The sequence below is a fragment of the Vibrio sp. Y29_XK_CS5 genome, assembly GCF_024181835.1.
Taxonomy (GTDB): domain Bacteria; phylum Pseudomonadota; class Gammaproteobacteria; order Enterobacterales; family Vibrionaceae; genus Vibrio; species Vibrio harveyi.
Genome location: NZ_JAMZAM010000012.1, coordinates 37,842 through 54,660 on the forward strand (window position 1 = coordinate 37,842; position 16,819 = coordinate 54,660).

The window sequence follows — 16,819 nt, forward strand, 5'->3', positions numbered from 1 at the left end:
GTTCATATTATTGGTAAAGGTATTTGGTAAACAGCAAATCAGCGATGATGGTTTTACCCGTCTCTGGCAGTAGGGTTTCATTGAGTTCTTTCACCAACGTTTTGCGCAGATCCTCACGACCAGATAAAGACTTAATCGTATCTTCTGTTTGTTTACCCAATAGTTCAATCACCGCATCTCGGATTAATGGTTGGTGGTGTTCGACAACGGCGAGGTCTTGCTGACTCATCACCATGATATCGATACGCACCTGTACATAACCCAGTTTATTACCCTTGGTATAGAAGTTCGTAGTTAAATCGGGTTCGAGCGTAAAGTAGGCTAACTTAGGTGCTGCCTCTTCAGATTCAGCCCAACTCGGTGCTGAAATAAGCAGACTTAGCGCGAAAATAATTTGGGCTATATAACGTTTGTACATATTTCTAACTTTTCTTTCTCTGGATCGCGATATTCGAATCGCTTCAGTCTTGATACAATAGACCGTCTATAACAAATAACGGAACTTACAGTTTCAATAAGACGGTAAGTTGTTGCTTTATTGTACGCATAAAGCCTCCAATTGAATACTAGTATGAATCAGCCGACATCACTCTATCTTACTTCTTTATTGGAAGTAGAGTGGCAAAACCCCGAAGATTTTGAATTCCCTAACGAATTCGCCAAGCATTGGCTTGAAGAAAAGGGCTCTTTGTCACGTCGTTTAGGTCAGCACTGCCAACGCTTAACAGTGGAATTGCTGCACAATCAGATCGTCACTGCCAAGACGTTAAAACAGGATGAGAGCCAGCTATTGTCTGAGCAAGATTGCCTACTGAGAGAGGTGATTTTATGTGGCGACAATACAGATTGGGTCATTGGACGCACGCTCATTCCTCGTTCAACCTTGGTCGATCAACAGTATGACTTAGCTCAGCAAGGAGATATTCCGCTGGGCTTAACTGTGTTCAGCGCCGATAACGTTGAACGCGATGCTCTGCAAATGGGATGGGTTAATTTGCCACAGGGGCGCCTTTTAGCGCGACGCTCAAGACTGTGGATGAATCACAAACCCATGCTGGTTGCTGAGCTATTCTTACCCAATTCACCAGTTTACGCTAAGGAGAAGGTGTAAATGTCCGCAGACAAAGCCAAAGCATATTGGCAACTGATGCGAATGGATCGCCCAATTGGCTCACTCTTGTTATTGTGGCCGACGGTTTGGGCACTTGTGATTGCCGCCCAAGGCATGCCAAGTTGGAATGTACTCATCGTGTTTGTGTTAGGTGTATTCCTAATGCGAAGCGCCGGTTGTGTGATTAACGATTTTGCTGACCGTAAAGTTGATGGTCATGTGAAACGTACCAAGCAGCGTCCTTTACCCTCAGGTAAAGTGACCTCGAAAGAAGCGATTGGTCTGTTTTTAGTTCTAGGTATCAGCTCTTTCTTATTGGTGCTGACCATGAACCCGCTGACGATCAAGCTATCCTTTGCTGGTATCTTTTTAGCGTTCATTTATCCATTTATGAAGCGTTACACCCATTTGCCTCAGCTGTTTTTAGGTTTGGCTTTTAGTTGGGCGATTCCGATGGCATGGGCAGCACAAACAGGCGAATTGCCTTGGATTGTGTGGTTTGTGTTTGTGATTAACGCTTTGTGGACCATTGCTTACGATACTCAATATGCGATGGTCGACCGTGATGATGATTTAAAGATTGGTATCAAATCAACGGCTATCTTGTTCGGGCGTCACGATAAGCTGGTGATTGGTGTTCTGCAGTTGATTACCTTGGCGATGTTAGTGTTGCTTGGTCAACATTACGAACTTGGGCAAAGCTACTATTGGACGATTTTGGTTGCGGCTTCTTTGTTTGTATACCAGCAACACTTGATTCGCCACCGAGAGCGCGACTTGTGCTTCAGAGCCTTTCTTAACAACAACTATGTGGGAATGGTGATTGCGGTCGGTCTGTTTATCGCTTTCTGGTAACTCAGTACAAACGTTCAGATAGAAAAAGGCATCCAATTGGATGCCTTTTATGTTTTGTCGAGATGAATATCGAGCTTAAGCCAATTATGCTTGCAGCTGGTGGATACTCTCTTCGATGGTCAATTTCACTTCTGGGTAGAGCAAAGCAAAGAGTAGTTTGGCAAATTGCTGTGTCTTCTCAAGATCGCAGTTGCCGTCGCTATCTAGGTATTGTTGCTCTTTCAACGTATTGAACATTGCAGCAAACACACCTTTGTCGAAAAACTCTGGCGCGTTAATACCGTGTAGACGACCCAAACGCTGTGCAATGTCTTGGCTCTGCTGTTCAAGGTCTGATTTACCCAGTTCTTGGTCAGCTACCAGTAAGTTCATCGCAATAGAGTAGCGTTGCAGTGTTTCAGTGATAGTACGACCCAACAAAACCAATGATTGGTTGTTTGACTGGTTAATTTCCAGTTTGTCACCATCTTGGCAAACCATCTTCTGCTCAATGAACTCGTTCAAGATCTTCACGACCAGCTCGTTCAACTCTTCTTCCTTGTAGCTTAGGAACAGCTCTTTTTTCAGGAATGGGTAGATTTGAGCGACGTTTTCTTGAATTTTCTCAATCGTCACGTTGCGCTGACGAATAATCATCTGAGCAATCAATGATGGTAGAGCGAACAAGTGAATGATGTTGTTGCGGTAGTAGGTCATCAGAATCGACTGACTACGATCCAGCGAAATGATGTCACCCATGGTGTCGGTTTCAATTACAAACTTATCGAGTGAGATAGCGTGATCCACCAACTCTTCAGCCGTTTCTGTTGGAACCGTTGAAGTGTTTGAGTATGGGTTGTTCTTAAGTAGCTTCAGGTAGCATTCAATTTGGTTGATTAGAGAGTCACGAGACAATGCACGCTGACGAGACGCCAATAGCGCTGTCGCACATAGAGTCAGCGCGTTAGTTGCTGCTGCATCGTTAATGTGCGTCATCATCTTGTTTGCTAGGCCGTTTACCACAGGGTTCATCCATTGTGGTTTGCTACCGCCCATGCGGTCGATGTCTTTGGTCCATTCTGGCGCGTGTTCATTCAGGTATTGGTTTAGCTGAATCGGCTCACCGAAGTTCACGTAACCAAGACCAAAGTTGCGCAGCTTACGCAGAGTACGCAGAACAAGACCTGCGTTTTCTTTCTCTTTGCGTGAACCGCGAAGCTCTTTGGCGTAAGTACCCACTTCCATTACGTGCTCGTAACCGATGTACACAGGCACTAACGTTACTGGACGGTTTAGACCGCGCAACATGGCTTGAATCGTCATTGCCAACATACCGGTTTTTGCTTGAAGTAGACGACCAGTACGTGAACGACCACCTTCACTGAAGTACTCAACCGAGTAACCTTTAGCAAACAGCTCTGATAGGTACTCACGGAAAATCGTGGAGTACAGCTTATTGCCTTTAAAGCTACGACGAATAAAGAACGCACCACCACGACGGAAGATTGGACCCGCTGGGAAGAAGTTCAGGTTGATACCCGCAGCAATATGCGGTGGCACCATACCTTCATGGTATAGAACGTAAGAAAGCAGTAGGTAGTCCATGTGACTGCGGTGACATGGTACGTACACGATCTCATGACCATCTTGCGCTAGGCGACGAACAGTCGAAGCGTTGTTTATGTGTAGACCTTGGTACAGCTTCGTCCACAACCAGCCAAGAATACGATCGCCGTTTTTCACCAAGCCATAAGAGAAGTCCGCTGCAATCTCATCCATGATGTCATGGGCTTCTTTGCGTGCTTTCTCGATAGAAATGTTTTTGCTTTGCGCTTCGTCTTCAATCGCTTTTTCGATTGCTGGCGATTTCATTAAGCGTGCAAACAGCACTTGGCGTTGAGGCAGGTTTGGACCCGATGCTGCGAGCTTCTGACGAGAGAAGTGGATACGTGCAACGCGCGCTAGCTTGTGTGCAATAGCGCTGTCGGTACCGTGAGAGTCTGCCATGTAACGCAGTGAAACCACTGGGCTAAAGCGCACCAAACAGTCACGACCTGCTGCCATTACCGCTTTTGCTTTTTGCGGACCGTTCATTGGTTGCAGGTACGGCTTATGGTTTTCTTCTTTACCTGGCTTACGACCCCAAAGTACGGTCGCTGGAATCATTTGTACGTCTAGCTCGCTATCGAGCTTGTGCAATTCAAGTAAATCAGTAAACAGAGAAACAGACTCACTCGGTACGTCGTTATCATTGCTCATCACGGTTGGACGAGAGGCAATAAACACGTAACGAGTCAGTTTTTTGCCATTGATTTCTAGCGGGCTAAGCGGGTCTGGGAGACCAAGGCTCAAAGCTTGTTTTTGTAGTGTCAGCAAATCCACGTTCGAACGGAACGGTAAGGCGTACACAATCGGTTTCGCTAGGTCGATGTTGAGATCGTCAATCGGATTCGATGGGATTGTGGTGCCCTTTACCATTACCGATAAAGGTAGTTTTAGTAATGAACGTGAAAATGATTGTCCAGAAGACATAAAGTTCACAGCCTCAATAGGTATTCAAACAAGCCTAACCTTATTTCTGCGTCCGCTTTCCCTTCTTCTATAGGAAAGGAAATAGATACGGCTATAGAAATAAGCCTAGGCGATAAATTTTAAGCGCAGCAAGGATACCAGAAACTGGTCAAACCTTTTAATTTTATTGAGCGGAAATTAGTCGAACCCCTAGGTTGTTGCTTTCATTAGACGAATTGGCTATTGCGCGTTTAAAACGCATGTTCACTTGAGGTTTGTGGGTGGGATCTGAAACTGGCGCAAATAAATTAAAAAACAACCAATTGGGTTTTCATTTGTTCATTTACTGGATATACTCACAGTTAACTGTATAAAAAGACAGGTGACATATGAAGCCGTTAACGCCACGCCAACAACAAGTCTTCGATTTGATTAAAAGCAAAATCGAAGACACCGGAATGCCACCAACTCGTGCAGAGATTGCGCGTGAGCTTGGCTTCCGCTCTGCGAATGCCGCAGAAGAACACCTAAAAGCGCTTGCTCGTAAACAAGCGATTGAAATTATTCCAGGCGCATCTCGCGGGATCCGAATCCTACTCGAAGATGCGGCAAACGACGATCAAGGTCTGCCTTTGATTGGTCAAGTTGCTGCTGGTGAGCCGATTCTGGCTCAAGAGCATGTGGAGTCTCACTACCAAGTGGACCCTGCGATGTTCAAACCAAAAGCAGATTTCTTACTTCGCGTAAACGGCGAAAGTATGAAAGACATCGGTATTATGGACGGCGACTTGCTGGCTGTGCACAAAACTCAAGATGTGCGCGACGGTCAAGTTGTGGTTGCACGTGTTGATGATGATGTGACGGTGAAGCGTTTAGAGCGTAAAGGTTCTACTGTTCTACTGCATGCAGAGAATGAAGAGTTTTCACCAATCCAAGTTGACCTAACATCGCAACACCTGACGATTGAAGGTCTGGCGGTTGGCATCATCCGTAACACTGACTGGATGTAGGTTTCTTACCTCAAGCATTCTAATAAAGCCCAGTGTTCTGCTGGGCTTTGTGTTTTCTGCACTTTCTATTCCCACTTTTATTTTCTTCAAAGCATATTTCTTTTCTTCCGAGCATAGTTACGCTCGCACTGATTCAGAGCGTTTGGCTGTTGCGTTAAAACTTGCAAGTGATATTGAGATTTATTATCATCTAATTCCATTTAACCATTTTCTTTTCGGCGCAAGGAAATGCCCATGTCCAAGCCTCAACATCACGTACCCAATCATCTGTTGAAACCGTTGTTTTTGCGTAGCCGCGAAAGCTTGGTCGATAACGGCTTGGTGTACGATCCGATCGCTGCAAAAGCGTGCTTGAGCTGCAAGATGGCACCAGATTGCATCAGTGGCGACGTCGATCAGAAGCAGCTGCTGCACGTGACTTTAACTCAGCTGTGCGATCAGCAGGTCAGTCACTTTCTTCAACAACACTCAGACGCTTGGATCATCAATGTTGGTGCAGGTTTAGATACACGCTTCTACCGTTTGGACAATGGTCGTTGTCACTGGATTGAACTGGATGTCACTGAGAATCTAGTTTGGCGTCAGCGATTGTTCCACAAAAATGAACGTTACGAGCATCGTTGCGGCAGCGTAGAAGACATGAGTTGGTTAGATGAACTACGCATTCCCGAAAAAGCACCAGTATTGATTCTGTGTGAGATGGCTTTACTCGATTGTGATGAATCGCGCGTTGCGACTTTCATCCAAACTCTGGGTCGTCATTTTGTATCGGCAGAAGTGTGCATGGTACTAGCAGGTGACTTAACCGAAAGTAAATGGGGTCAGAAGCTCGGCTCAGATACGTATGCACATGGTTTTGAAGTACCAGCACAACAAGTACTGCATTGGCTGCCATGGGCGCAATGGGTCAAAGCCTTCTCGCCATTCGACCGATTTTGCTCACGCTGGAAAGCATGGCAGCGCTGGCTGAATAAGATCCCAATGTTGAAGCATCGTCTCACGCCAGTTCTCGTTCACATCAAGTGGTAATTGGCTAGGCATTGAACACTCAGGTACACTCGCTGATCTAAACAACGAGGTGCCTGTGACAAACTCTATCTTCTCTCCTTTATTGAATCCTCAAGTGCATCGCCAAGTGTTAGCGCTCGCTATCCCTATGGTGCTGTCGAATATTACTGTTCCACTATTGGGCTTGGTTGACGCTGCGGTGATCGGTCACCTTGAACACGCTTGGTATCTAGGTGGTGTTGCGCTTGGTAGTACCATGATCAGTGTGACGTTTTGGTTGCTTGGCTTTTTACGTATGTCGACTACTGGATTAGCGGCGCAATCCTATGGTGGTGAAGACCGAAAACAACTCGCCTTGGTGTTTATGCAAGGCTCACTCATGGCATTGCTGTTTGCGTTAGTCTTCCTTATTGCCCATAACCCGATCGCGGATCTGATATTTGGTTGGAGTGATGCCAGTGCTGAAGTGAAGCACTACGGTATGCAATATTTCTCTATCCGAGTATGGAGTGCCCCCGCTGCGCTGATGAACTTTGTGCTGTTGGGCTGGCTGCTCGGAACGCAAAACTCCAAAGCCCCAATGTGGATGGTGATCATCACTAACGTGACCAATATCGCGCTCGATTTACTGTTTGTGATTGGTTTGGGTTGGAAAGTTGAAGGGGCAGCGCTAGCCTCGGTGATTGCTGATTACTCTGGCATGGCGTTTGGCTTGATGTGTGTATGGAGGACGTGGTGTGCCCGTCTGTTGCCATCACCCAAAAGCCTGCTAACTGATACTCAACATGGGCTAGGGCGTTTCGTAAAACTCAATCGCGATATCTTCTTACGCTCGCTCTGTTTACAAGCTACGTTTAGCTTTATGACTTTCCAAGGTGCGAGCTTTGGTGATGATGTGGTTGCGGCTAATGCGGTATTGATGAGTTTCTTGATGATGATTTCTTATGGCATGGACGGTTTTGCTTACGCCATGGAAGCCATGGTTGGCAAAGCGATTGGTGCCAAAGACCGAGCGCAGCTCAATGCTTCGCTGATTGGTACTTTCTTTTGGAGCCTTATCATCTGTTTAGGTTTGACTGCGGTATTTGGTTTGGCGGGATCGCACTTGATCGCCATGATCACTTCGATTGAAGCGGTGCAGCAGCAAGCGGCGGTATATCTGCCGTGGCTGGTGGTCATGCCATTGGCGTCGATGTGGTGCTTCCTGTTTGATGGCATTTTTGTTGGTGCCACCAAAGGTAAAGACATGCGAAACAGTATGTTCGTGGCGACTTGCTGCTTCTTTGCAATCTTCTTTTTGTTCTCTGGCTGGCAAAACCATGCACTATGGTTTGCGATGACCAGTTTCATGGCAATGCGAGGGATTGGACTCGGCGCTATCTTCTTTTATCAATGGCGTAAGGGAAGCTTTCTTGCCTAGTCACTCAAATAGAAACAGCAGGTCGAAACCTGCTGTTTTAGCTTTTGGATCATGGCAACCCAATTGAATTAGAATAATCGGTTCAAACCGTTTAGCGCCGCTACGCGATACGCTTCTGCCATCGTCGGGTAGTTAAAGGTGGTATTGACGAAGTATTCAATCGTATTGGCTTCGCCTTTTTGTTCCATGATGGCCTGACCGATGTGGATGATTTCCGCAGCGCGCTCACCAAAGCAGTGAATACCAAGAATCTCTTTGGTTTCGCGATGGAAGAGGATTTTTAAACTGCCGATGTCTTTACCTGCAATCTGTGCACGAGCTAGATGCTTGAACGAAGAACGTCCCACTTCGTAAGGCACTTTCGCCGCAGTCAGTTCTTGCTCGGTTTTACCCACTGAGCTGATTTCTGGAATGGTGTAGATACCCGTTGGGATGTCATCAATCAGATTACCGTCAGCTTGCCCTTTAGTGATGGCTTGTGCCACGAAACGACCTTGGTCATACGCTGCACTCGCTAGGCTAGGGTAGCCAATTACATCACCGACTGCGTAGATGTGTTCTACCTCTGTACGGTAGTTACCATCTACTTTGAGCTGTCCGCGCGAATCACCCTCAAGCCCAACCGCACGTAAGTTAAGTTTGTCTGTGTTACCCGTTCGACCGTTAGCATACAGCAGGCAGTCTGCTTTCATCTTCTTGCCAGATTGAAGGTGCACGATAACACCATCTTCGGTGCCTTCGATTTTCTCGAATGTTTCATCGTTACGAATGACCACGCCACTGTTCCAGAAGTGGTAAGACAATGCATCCGAGACTTCGTTATCTAGGAAAGAGAGCAGGCGGTCACGAGTGTTAATCAAGTCGGTCTTCACGCCTAAACCACGGAAAATAGATGCGTATTCACAACCAATCACACCCGCACCGTAAATGATGATGTGGCGAGGGTCGTGCTTCAGGCTCAGGATAGAGTCGCTGTCGTAGATGCGTTCATGCAAGAAGTCGACGTCATTTGGTTGGTATGGACGAGAGCCTGTCGCGATAACAAATTTATCTGCTGAGTACACTTCTTCCGTACCATCGCTTTGCATGACGGCGATGGAGTAGTTATCGATAAAGCGCGCAGTACCAAACAACAGTGTGCATGAATTGCGGTCATAAAAGCCCTGACGAAGTCGAGTTTGCTTATCAATGACCGATTTCGCATGACCTAAAATGTCAGAAAATGTTGCATGAAGGCTGGTGTTATTACGGCAGAATAATGGGTTGCTATTGAATTCGATGATACGGCTAACCGCATGACGCAATGCCTTGGATGGTATGGTTCCCCAGTGCGTACAACCGCCACCAACACTGCTTTCCTTTTCTACGATGGCAACATTCAGTCCGGCTTTGGTCAATCCCATTGCCGCCCCTTCACCGCCAGGGCCACTACCAATTACGATCACGTCATAGTGATTAGCATGCGCCATGATGTCTTCCTTGTTATATTTGCTTAACATTGCTGTAGCGGGATTTTAACTCATTTACTCTATTGGGAACACGTAATGCCTGCTAGAGAGTGGAAGTGATCACGCAGAATCGCCCAAAAGAACTAATTGGTATGCTGTATGTCTACTATTTGAAGTGAGGCGATTGCAATTAGATGCATGGCGATAGTAACGTGCTCGCCGCTTATCGGCAGATAACGTCGCTTTATACGTGGGGGCGATATGCGTTATATTGAAGCTCTCGTACCCAATAGAAAAAGAGCAAGTTAAAGAATGAAATCGATGGGAATCCGCGCGCAGCAAAAAGAAAAAACACGTCGATCGTTGATCGATGCGGCATTTAATCAACTCAGTGCGGATCGCAGCTTTTCCAATCTCAGCTTGCGTGAGGTTGCCCGAGAGGCAGGAATTGCACCAACTTCTTTTTACCGTCACTTCAAAGACATGGACGAGCTAGGCTTAACCATGGTTGATGAAGGTGGTCTGTTGTTGCGACAACTGATGCGTCAGGCGCGTCAGCGTATTGTCAAAGAAGGCAGTGTGATTCGAACTTCAGTTGAAACCTTTATGGAATTCATTGAAAGTAGTCCTAACGTTTTCCGCTTATTGTTGCGTGAGCGCTCCGGCACTTCCTCTGAATTTCGTACTGCCGTCGCTCGAGAAATTCAGCATTTTGCGGCAGAATTAACTGAGTACTTAATGAGCACCGGAATGACCAAAGAAGAGGCGTTCACTCAAGCAGAGGCGTCGGTTACTTTGGTGTTTAGCTCTGGTGCGGAAGCTTTAGATTTAGATCGACGCGAGCGCGATGAACTCGCCGAGCGATTGATCATGCAATTGCGAATGATAGCCAAAGGGGCCTATTGGTATCGCAAAGAACGTGAACGTAACCGATTAAAAGGCGGGATAGAATAATGTCGAATGGAAATAAATCTGAAAAGAAAACGCTGATTTTGGCACTGGTTGCAGGTATGTGTGGTGATGCTTTGTTGTCATGGTTGACCATGAGCGAAGTGTCTTTTTCAATCTTCCCTCTGATTGCACTCGTGCTAGCTGTACAGGCGCTGTACCAAGAATACCTTAACAACCCAGTATCAGAAGATATCCCACTTGTTGGTCTGGCGTGTTTCTTCGTAGGTGCATTTGGTCACTCTGCGTTTATCAAAGCGCAATACCCAGAAGCAGGTTCTAACTTCTTCGCAATTCTGGTTTCAATGATTCTCCTAGCGTGGATCGGTAAGAAACTGGGTTTCATGGAAAAGAAGACCACCGCTGAATAAGCAAAACGAATCCAACAAAAAAGCGAGCCATTGAGCTCGCTTTTTTTATGTTTGATGCTGGTGGATTACGCTTTGCGTTCTAACAGTACACCTGCTTCCATGTGGTGTGTGTAAGGGAATTGGTCAAACAGAGCAAAACGTGTCACGTTGTGGGTTTCGCATAGAATGTCCAAGTTCTCTTTAAGTGTCTCTGGGTTACAAGAGATGTACATGATGCGCTCGTAACCTTGCACCATCTTACAAGTGTCGACATCCATACCTGAGCGTGGTGGATCGACAAAAATCGTGTTGCAGTTGTAGCTCTTCAGATCCACACCTGCATCTTGTAGGCGGCGGAATTCACGCTTACCTTCGATTGCTTGAGTAAACTCTTCTGCAGATAGACGTAGGATTTGAACGTTATCAATCTCGTTCGCTGCAATGTTGTATTGCGCAGAAACCACAGATGGCTTCGCTAATTCAGTTGCAAGAACGCGATCGAAGTTTTGTGCCAACGCCAAAGAGAAGTTACCGTTACCACAGTATAGCTCTAGGAGATCACCAGTGCTTTCTTGAGTACAGTCGACTGCCCATTCCAACATCTTCTCAGCGACTTTGCCGTTTGGTTGAGTGAAGCTGTTTTCTACTTGTTGGTAGATGTAGCTTTGACCATTTACGTCTAGCTTCTCGATCACGTAGTCACGGTCTAAGACAATCTTCATTTTACGAGCACGACCAATGATGTTTAGGTTGAAGCCTTCATCATTCAAACGCTGCTTAAGGGCTTTCGCGTTTTCAATCCACTCTTCATCCAGTTGGCGATGGTAAAGCAGTGAAACCAGAATCTCACCGCTAAGCGTTGATAGAAAGTCCACTTGGAACAGTTTACGACGTAGCGATTCGTTGTCTTTCATCGCTTCAACCAATAGTGGCATCAGGTCGTTGATCAGACGGCTTGCTGCTGGGAATTGGTCAACGCGGTATTTCTCACGAGTTTCTTGGTTGAACATGATGTAGTAAAGGTCTTCACCCTCATGCCAAACGCGGAACTCAGCACGCATACGGTAGTGCTGCTCTGGTGATTCAAACACTTCCAGTTCTGGCACGTTGTATGGCGCGAACATATCGTTCAGACGTTCGACTTTTTCAGCCAGTTGTTCTTGGTAGCGTTGTGGGTTTACATCAAGAGTAGCCATGATCTTACCTTTTATGGTGCATTCAATTTAAGAGCGCAGATTTTATTCAATCTCAATAGGATGTCCAGTTTTGTGCCCCAATTGATTTAAAGATAGTGTGTTCTGTGTCAGTTGATACACCAATGAACCAAATCGTTACAATTGTCAGAGGTAATATTGGCTGGACAAATAATCAATAGCTTAATAGTATTTGCCCCAAGCTGGTGCTATCTAGCAATCTAGATGGCTGAAATGGGAATCTGGTGAGAATCCAGAACTGACGCGCAGCGGTAAAAGAGAACGAACGCTCATCAAGACACTGCATTAGTTTATGTGGGAAGTCGAGTAAGTAGGCGGTACAACCTTGCTCTTAAGTCCGAATACCTGCCAGCAACTGAGCCACTGCACTGGACTGCTCAACACGAGTAGGGCTCGGTAGGAATTACGCGACTTAGGACAATACAATGAGAAAAACATTTCTTGCGATCACGTGTGCATCGCTGCTTTCACCTACCTTTTATTCACAGGCCCAAGAAGTTTCCGCAGATGAAACGGTTGTGGTTACGGCAAACCGCTTCAAGCAAATTGATGGTGCTGTTCTTGCACAAACCGTCACGGTAACCAAAGAAGACATTAAACGCCTGCAAGCAAATAGTCTGTTTGATGTGTTCCGTACACTGCCGAGTGTTGAAGTTGCTCAGTACGGTGGGCGTGGTCAATCCGCATCTATCTACGTTCGAGGTGGTAGCTCGTCTCAAGTACTCGTTTTAGTTGATGGGGTGCGTATGCCTCGTGCAATCATGGGTGGTATCGACTTTAACCAATTTCCAATCAACTCTGTCGAACGTATCGATTACATTCGTGGTGCAAGAGCCTCTATCTATGGTTCAGAAGCGATCTCTGGCGTAATCAACATTATTACTCGTGCGCCTATTAATGACGATTCAGGTCGAGTGTCTGCAGGTTATGGCTCAAATAACCATAAAAAAGGCACGTTTGTGGTCTCTAAACCTGTGGGTGAAGGTAAACACTTTAAGGGTGTCTTAGGATACGAGAAAACCGATGGTTTTAATGTTAAGCCTCAGCTAGGATTGAATGATGGCGATGAGCATGGCTTCGAAACGCTAAACCTGAAGTTGGGTTACCAACAAAACTTTTCTGACAACTTGTCTGGTTACGTTGGGGTGAGTGCTTACAACAATGAATACGATTACGACAACAGTAGTATTTGGAGTGGTCATGAGAAAAAAACTGGTGAAGTAGAGTATGTAGGCACCGACTTATCGCTGGAATACAACAAAGACGTTTACTCATCTGAATTAAAATTGGCTTATGGTCAACAAGACAACTACGACCATAAATCAGGTCAAAACAAATCTACTGGCGATCATGTTGCTATTGAGCAGTTCAACGCGATTTGGTTGAACTCGTACAGCGTTAACGAAGAACTGAGTATTGGTGGCGGTTTGGATTACCGTACTGAGAAGCTAGCAAAAGGCTACATTGCGGCGAACAGTTGGGGACCAGCTAAAGACTATGATCCAGAGAAGAACCCAAGAACTAACTTTGGTGTTAGTGCCATTGCTCAATATGTTTATGACGTATGGACGTTAGAAGCAAGCGTACGTAATGACGACAACAATCAATTTGGTAACAACACCACATGGCAAACCGCTGCGGGTTGGAGTTTTTACGAAGGTTACGAGTTAACCCTGAGTCATGGTACTGCTTTCCGTGCGCCGAGCTTTGTTGATTTGTATTACCCAGGCTACGAAATGCCAAACCTAAAACCAGAAGAATCAGAAAATACCGAGCTGTCGCTATCAGGTGCTGTATCGATTGTTGATTGGACGGTGACGGGTTACTACAACCAAATTGAGAACATGTTGATTTGGAAAGGCTCTGGCATGCAAAACGTTGGTGAAGCTGAGATCAAAGGTGTCGAACTAGAGGTGAAATTCGACACGGATATCGTTTCTCACGAGTTTTACTTAGATTATAAAGATCCTGTCGATAAGTCTGGGGCAAAAGATACTCAGCTAGCGTACCGCTCCAAGCGTGGTGCTAAGTGGAACGCCTACGCAACGTTTGACCAATGGACGTTGGGCTCGCAGTACCTGTACCAAGGTGAACGCTTTAATGGCAGTACCAGACTACCGAGCTACAGCCTATGGAACTTCACTGCTTCTTACGCCGTGAACCAAAACTGGGATATTAATGCGAAGCTAAGCAACGCTTTCGATAAAAACTACGAGATGTACACTAGTTACGCGACGCCAGGGCGTCAGTACTTTGTCTCGGCAGACTACCGCTTTTAATCAAGCTAAACGAGACCGCCATATCGGCGGTCTTTCTTTTTGTAAGTAAAGCGCTGGTGGAAATAGGTAACAAGGAAAGACGATGACTAAACCAAAACGTGTTGTGATTAGCTGGTCAAGCGGAAAAGACTCTACATTAACGTTGGAGCGTCTAAACGAAGATCCGCATTATCAGGTAGTTGGCTTGTACACCACTTATGTTGATAAAGAAGTCCCTTTTCAAGCAACCCCGCTTGAGGTCGTGCAAATGCAGGCGGACTTACTTGGCCTTCCGCTCATTACTATCGAACTGCCTGAAGTGTTCCCGAATAACGACATTTATCAATCGACGATCGTTAATGCACTACAAAGCAGTGGGCTGAATGTAGAAGCTGTCGCGTTCGGTGATATGTTTTGTAATGGTATTGCTGATTATCGACGCAGCTATATTGAACCTGCCGGCTGGGAATGTGTATTCCCTTTGTTGGGGGAAGAAAGCAAGGCATTGGCATTTGAAATTATCGAGCGTGGAATTCAAACCATGTTGATTACCACCGATGGAAATGTATTGCCGCCGGAGTGGTGTGGATGTTGGTATGACAAAACGTTGATTGAGTCATTACCCGGTCATATTGATCCCTGTGGCGAAGATGGCGAATTCCATACATTGGTGACATCAACCTCATCATTTCAAGGACATATAGAGTTGGCTAAGCTTGAAGTGGAAACAGGGGAGCGATTCAGTCATCAAAGATACCGAGCCAAAGCATTGCCAAAACAAATCTAACCAGTATGATCGCCGAGTCTCTAATTTGCAGGTAAGACTCGTGCGAGCATCAAGTAAGAAAAAAGTCCTAGTGTTTGATTCCGGTGTCGGAGGGCTATCGGTCTTCCAAGAAATCCACCGACTTCTACCAAACATGGATTACTTGTATCTGTTCGATAACGAAGCTTACCCATATGGCGAGCTAGACCAAGATGTGCTGATCACTCGCGTTAATAAGCTGGTGGCAGCATTGGTTGAAGAGCATCAAGCTGACATAGTAGTCATCGCCTGCAATACCGCAAGTACCATAGTGTTGCCATCATTGCGTGCGAATCTATCCATTCCGGTTGTCGGAGTGGTGCCTGCGATCAAGCCGGCCTCATTACTCGCTTCTCAGGGTGTAGGACTTATTGCTACGCCCGCGACCGTGACTCGTCAATATACTCATGAACTGATCCGTGACTTTGCTCAAGGCAAACCTGTCGAACTATTAGGTTCCACTCGCTTAGTGGATATGGCAGAAGAAAAGCTGCGTGGCGAAAGTATTTCTATTCCAGAGCTCGAAAGCATTCTTCTCCCATTACGTAATAAAGTCGATGTAGCTGTATTGGGGTGCACTCATTTTCCTTTGATTAAAGAGGAAATCCATCAAGCGTTAGGTGGAGAGGTTACGTTAATTGATTCTGGCGAAGCCATTGCTCGTCGAGTGAAAGCATTACTACTCAGCGATATGAAGGAAGAAAGCCAAGAGGAAGGGAGTAAGAAGATTTATGCCAGTGCACCTCCTTGGCAAGAAGATGCACTGAATACCTGTTTGGCGACCTTAGGGTTTAATCCTGTTCAGGTTTACCGCCATCAGGGTGTTTAGGATCGTTAGCAATACGCACTTTAAGTGTACGCTCCATATATTCCTTCTCGTTAAGTTTAGCGATAGCAGGTTTTGCATCTGCCGCAGCCATCACTACAAAACCAAACCCTCTCCTTTTACCAGTGCGCTTATCTTTCATTAAGCGTACTGCATAGACCTGACCATACTCAGCAAACAAATCTCGAACGTGACTTTCATTTGCCTTATAAGGAAGGTTGCCGACATACAGCGTTTTAGTTGAAGGATCGGAATCCGAAGATTGAAGAACAGGTGTTTTGCTAGAAAGTGAAAAAAGAAAAGCAGTAGCGACAACACCGATAACAAAGCTCAAGGCAGGTGACACAGGTAACTGAGAGAAGATGATTCCCCCAATGACCGCCAACCCAGCACACAAGATCAGATTTTTTTTAGACGTCATTTTGATTACTACATATAGATGATAAAGAGATTGGCTGCCTATTAACAAAATAGACACATGAATCTTACGTATATGGTTGGTGTTTTTCCAACCAATTGCTGTGATATGTCTCAAATGTGACGAAGAAATATGCAGATATAACGCATTTGGTGGATAAATAACCGCTTAGAAAGTTTTTTTCAAAAAAAGGTTGCGCTAATTTCTCAACTCCCTATACTGCGCATCCACCGACACGGAGTGAGACGAAAGTCACACAGCGAGTCGGAAGAGAGAAAAAAGAATTTGAAAAAATACTTGACTCTCAAAGCGGGAAGCGTAAGATACGCACCCCTAACGACGAGGCGCTGAGGCGGCAAGTTAGTTAGAAAAGTTCTTTAAAAATATAGACCTATCAATCTGTGTGGGCACTCGTTGATGATAATCCAATTAGATACTTCGGTATCAAATTAGGTTTCAATGAAACGAAGTGACCATTCGAATTGGGAAGCAGCCTTGAGCTGTTTTATTTCACTTTTTAAAGTGAAAACCAATAAGAGCACAGTCAATTCAAACATTACTTATGTAATGTTCAGTATTCATTGAGCCGAACAAAATCTTAAATTGAAGAGTTTGATCATGGCTCAGATTGAACGCTGGCGGCAGGCCTAACACATGC

Annotated in this window: 15 protein-coding genes and 1 riboswitch; of the genes, 10 read left to right on the forward strand and 5 right to left on the reverse strand. The window is 45.6% G+C overall.

Annotation, left to right across the window (positions count from 1 at the left end):
- Positions 1-7 precede the first annotated feature (7 nt).
- Positions 8-418 (reverse strand): flagellar basal body-associated protein FliL, encoded by a 411-nt coding sequence (locus tag NL647_RS25710; protein WP_005451996.1) that lies wholly within the window; start codon positions 416-418, stop codon positions 8-10.
- A 153-nt stretch (positions 419-571) separates the two neighbouring features.
- On the opposite strand from NL647_RS25710, the gene NL647_RS25715 reads away from it, so the two are divergent.
- Entirely contained in the window at positions 572-1,111 is a 540-nt protein-coding gene (locus tag NL647_RS25715) for a chorismate lyase (protein ID WP_009695930.1), read from the forward strand.
- Complete coding sequence (gene ubiA / locus NL647_RS25720) at positions 1,112-1,966, forward strand: 4-hydroxybenzoate octaprenyltransferase (RefSeq protein WP_253650806.1); 855 nt, start codon at positions 1,112-1,114, stop codon at positions 1,964-1,966.
- A gap of 84 nt (positions 1,967-2,050) precedes the next feature.
- On the opposite strand, the gene plsB is transcribed toward ubiA, so the two are convergent.
- A complete protein-coding gene (gene plsB / locus NL647_RS25725; protein ID WP_045491459.1) occupies positions 2,051-4,477 on the reverse strand; it encodes a glycerol-3-phosphate 1-O-acyltransferase PlsB in 2,427 nt (808 codons plus the stop codon).
- 368 nt (positions 4,478-4,845) lie between these two features.
- Between plsB and lexA the strand changes: the two genes are divergently transcribed.
- The 3 genes from lexA to dinF all read left to right on the forward strand — a co-directional run bounded on the left by lexA (position 4,846) and on the right by dinF (position 7,894).
- Positions 4,846-5,466, forward strand: a complete 621-nt coding sequence (lexA, locus tag NL647_RS25730) for a transcriptional repressor LexA (RefSeq protein ID WP_005438488.1) — start codon at positions 4,846-4,848, stop codon at positions 5,464-5,466.
- A 234-nt stretch (positions 5,467-5,700) separates the two neighbouring features.
- The gene (locus NL647_RS25735) at positions 5,701-6,495 is read left to right on the forward strand and encodes a class I SAM-dependent methyltransferase (protein ID WP_253650807.1); all 795 of its coding nucleotides are present in this window, start codon (positions 5,701-5,703) and stop codon (positions 6,493-6,495) included.
- A 55-nt stretch (positions 6,496-6,550) separates the two neighbouring features.
- Positions 6,551-7,894, forward strand: coding sequence for an MATE family efflux transporter DinF (gene dinF, locus NL647_RS25740; RefSeq protein ID WP_253650808.1), 1,344 nt, complete (start codon positions 6,551-6,553; stop codon positions 7,892-7,894).
- 68 nt (positions 7,895-7,962) lie between these two features.
- Here dinF and sthA read toward each other — a convergent pair whose 3' ends face one another.
- The gene (gene sthA, locus NL647_RS25745; protein ID WP_275661150.1) at positions 7,963-9,393 is read right to left on the reverse strand and encodes a Si-specific NAD(P)(+) transhydrogenase; all 1,431 of its coding nucleotides are present in this window, start codon (positions 9,391-9,393) and stop codon (positions 7,963-7,965) included.
- Between the two features lie 261 nt (positions 9,394-9,654).
- Between sthA and fabR the strand changes: the two genes are divergently transcribed.
- Together fabR and NL647_RS25755 are read left to right on the forward strand one after the other, a co-directional pair.
- Complete coding sequence (gene fabR / locus NL647_RS25750) at positions 9,655-10,296, forward strand: HTH-type transcriptional repressor FabR (protein ID WP_005430912.1); 642 nt, start codon at positions 9,655-9,657, stop codon at positions 10,294-10,296.
- Positions 10,296-10,661 carry a YijD family membrane protein gene (locus NL647_RS25755; RefSeq protein WP_005430908.1) on the forward strand — a complete coding sequence of 122 codons (366 nt, stop codon included), beginning with the start codon at positions 10,296-10,298 and terminating at the stop codon, positions 10,659-10,661. Before fabR ends, NL647_RS25755 begins: the two co-directional genes overlap by 1 nt.
- Positions 10,662-10,726: 65 nt before the next feature.
- Here the strand turns inward: NL647_RS25755 and trmA are convergent, their stop codons facing one another.
- Positions 10,727-11,836, reverse strand: a complete 1,110-nt coding sequence (gene trmA / locus NL647_RS25760; RefSeq protein ID WP_005451984.1) for a tRNA (uridine(54)-C5)-methyltransferase TrmA — start codon at positions 11,834-11,836, stop codon at positions 10,727-10,729.
- A gap of 184 nt (positions 11,837-12,020) precedes the next feature.
- Positions 12,021-12,222, forward strand: a riboswitch (cobalamin riboswitch).
- A gap of 57 nt (positions 12,223-12,279) precedes the next feature.
- On the opposite strand from trmA, the gene NL647_RS25765 reads away from it, so the two are divergent.
- From NL647_RS25765 to murI, 3 genes are all read left to right on the forward strand, one after another.
- Complete coding sequence (locus NL647_RS25765) at positions 12,280-14,133, forward strand: TonB-dependent receptor (protein WP_253650809.1); 1,854 nt, start codon at positions 12,280-12,282, stop codon at positions 14,131-14,133.
- 82 nt (positions 14,134-14,215) lie between these two features.
- Positions 14,216-14,899 carry an ATPase gene (locus NL647_RS25770; protein WP_050937483.1) on the forward strand — a complete coding sequence of 228 codons (684 nt, stop codon included), beginning with the start codon at positions 14,216-14,218 and terminating at the stop codon, positions 14,897-14,899.
- A 40-nt stretch (positions 14,900-14,939) separates the two neighbouring features.
- Positions 14,940-15,746, forward strand: coding sequence for a glutamate racemase (gene murI / locus NL647_RS25775; protein WP_005451981.1), 807 nt, complete (start codon positions 14,940-14,942; stop codon positions 15,744-15,746).
- Here murI and NL647_RS25780 read toward each other — a convergent pair.
- Entirely contained in the window at positions 15,709-16,164 is a 456-nt protein-coding gene (locus tag NL647_RS25780) for an RNA-binding protein (RefSeq protein WP_005451980.1), read from the reverse strand. The genes murI and NL647_RS25780 overlap by 38 nt on opposite strands.
- Positions 16,165-16,819: the final 655 nt, after the last annotated feature.